Source organism: Pseudonocardia sp. 73-21 (genome assembly GCF_001899645.1).
GTDB lineage: Bacteria > Actinomycetota > Actinomycetes > Mycobacteriales > Pseudonocardiaceae > Pseudonocardia.
On the sequence record NZ_MKVV01000038.1, the window covers coordinates 1 to 2,069 of the forward strand.

Here is a 2,069-nt window from a genome sequence, read left to right on the forward strand (position 1 = left end):
CCCGGAGAAATCATGTCCGCCTACCCGGAGCCAGCTGTCCGCCCACCCGGATCTTCCCGTGTCCGTCAGCACATGGTCCAGCGAATCCGGTCCTCGACTCGGCCACGTCCAGCCGAGTGGTGTAACTCGGTCCGGGTGATGCTCTGCGGTTCAGATCATGCCGTCATCAGCTCCGATGTCGCCACCTTCTCCTCCCCCGTCGGGGTGGCGAGGAGCGTCGACGCCCGCGTCAAACCGAGGCGACCCGGGTGGCGTCCTCACCAGCGGCGACGGTCTGCACGTTCTCCACACCCGCCCGCCGGGAGCACCCCGACCCGAGGGGCTGTCCCAGGACCCCATTCACAGTCAGTCGCCGCGGGCGACTCGCTGCCCGTGTGGTTGTGCACGCCGGTGCGCGCCATATGCCCGGCTCGCTCCCTGGACCTGCTCGGACGTCGAAATCGTCGGTAGGTCGTGCGACTCTGGGTGCATGGAGGTGACGAAGGAGGACGTCGAGCGCATCCCGCTGCGCAACCGTCGCGTGCCGCTGCACGAGTTCGTGGCGGTGTGGGCGGAGGCGGAGCGTCGCGACGCGGAGCAGGCCGAGCGGGGCGTCACGGACTGGTACGCGGGGGGCGTGATCGTGACGTGCCGGTGGATGACGCGTGCGGTGGGGCGGCCGGCGTCGGGGCCGCGGCGGATAGCCCGGCCTCCGGTGTCCCGTCACGATGAGCGCGCTTTCGAGGAGTTGATCGAGGGCGAGCGCCTGCGGCGATGAGCTCGGTCGCCGAGTAGCGCCGCAGGTTGTGCAGGTGCGTGTCGATGTCTAGTCGCCGGACCAGTCGGCCGTACCATTGCGTCACCGACGACGGCACCAGATGCGTGCGTCCCCCTGGCAATCTCGAGAACACGAACGCGTCGCGCGTCAGCGTCATCCCGGCTGACGCTGCACGCTCCAGGCAGCGTGCCCAGTGCTCGGTCAGGACTGCGACCGTCTCCGGATCGAGCGTCACCCGCCGCTGCTGGTGGGTCTTGGTGTCCTTCTCCTCCCGATGCCGCCCGTCCTGGGCGACGGCTCGTCGGTAGGTCAGCACGCCGGACGGCAGATCGACGTGGGACCAACGCAGCCCGCAGAGCTCACCCCGTCGCGCGCCAGTGGTCATCGTCAGCCAGACGAGCGTGCCCCAGTCCGGCGATTCCCACGCCGCGTCGACGATCCGAGCCGCCTCCTCCGCCGACGGTGGCCGCGGGTCCGGACGCTTCGCCGCCGGTGGAGAAGCGAACTGCACGGGGTTCACGCCGAGCCATCGCCACCGCACCCCGCGCTCGAATGCGCAGCGCAGCACGAAGTGCACGTGCCGGACCATCGTCGACGACAACGGCAGGCACTGGTGTGGCCGGCAGCGCTCGTCGCACTCGTGCTCCAGCGGAGTGCGGTGGTCCGTGCTCTTCCGATCGGTGCAATGCGTACGGCACCGCCGAAGCTCGCGGTAGAGCGAGTCCAGTACGTCGTTGTCCACCGCGCCCGCCCGCAGATGGCCGATGAACGGCCGCACATGCTTGCGCCGGTAGTCGGTGTACATCCGGTGCGTCGAGCGCAGGGACCATGGACCACACCCGTCTCCGCCAGTTCGCACCACGTTTGATTCCACGTCCGCACCTCGCCCACTCCAGCGGGTCCGTCCTCGGCCGCCCCGGGTTGACTGCAGGACTACCCACCGAGAGGGCGTTCGACCAGTACGTTCGTGCAGCCGCCTCGAGGGTCGACGCCCGGGCCGAGCTGCAGCCCTAGCCGCGACCGGGTAACGATCACGGATTGTGACGCGAGAGCTACCGCATGCGTCGGGGCATACCGAAGGGCCCCTCCCCTTCTCAGCAGCCCTAACGGCCGCGCGCCTCGCGTATAGCGGACATGCCACGCCAGCGGGACCGACGTACGCCAAGGGAGCCCTCACGACGGACACCCTCTCGGCGGGAGCGGTACCCGCAGGGATGGCACGGGGTCGGCAAAGTCGCGGTGAGTGGGCGCTGAGCTGCGGCGACACGCGGCCGAAGTAGGGGCGCAGGCACGGCCCTGGTGGTGATCATGG

The 2,069-nt window shown here is 69.7% G+C and carries 1 protein-coding gene; it reads right to left on the reverse strand.

From position 1 onward, the window contains the following. Window positions 1-593: 593 nt before the first annotated feature. Window positions 594-1,562 (reverse strand): site-specific integrase, encoded by a 969-nt coding sequence (locus BGP03_RS10740; protein ID WP_298798787.1) that lies wholly within the window; start codon window positions 1,560-1,562, stop codon window positions 594-596. Between the last annotated feature and the right edge of the window lie 507 nt (window positions 1,563-2,069).